1 pseudogene is annotated in these 390 nt (G+C 36.7%); it reads right to left on the reverse strand.

Features of this window, described 5'->3' with window-relative positions:
• A pseudogene (locus GNY06_RS03410) lies at positions 1-390 on the reverse strand (IS481 family transposase); the annotation flags it as partial.

Consider the following 390-nt stretch of genomic DNA (forward strand, 5'->3'; position numbering starts at 1 on the left):
AAAGTTTGTTGATAAATATGTCCAACTCCTTTGATATTGCCTACGTAATAAGTGTCTTGAGCTCCTAAATATCCAGGATGATGAGTTTCAATTTCTCCATGAGCTTTTTTCTCTTCCTTAGCCCTTTATAGTGCTGAAAGTTGAGATTCTGTAAGGACTACACCATCTTGAGCAGATTTGGATTCTAGGGCTTTTAATCTTAGTTTAAACCTATGTAGATCGTGTCTTAACCAAATACTTCTGACTCCACCTGGTGATACAAAGAAACCTTGCTTTTTAAGTTCATTACTTACTCTAAGCTGCCCCAAAGCAGGGTTTTCAATGGCTATATCAACAACAGCCTTTTCAATAACTTCATCTACACGATTCTTTAATACTGGCTTTCTTCTG

This window comes from Elizabethkingia argenteiflava (assembly GCF_009904105.1).
GTDB lineage: Bacteria > Bacteroidota > Bacteroidia > Flavobacteriales > Weeksellaceae > Elizabethkingia > Elizabethkingia argenteiflava.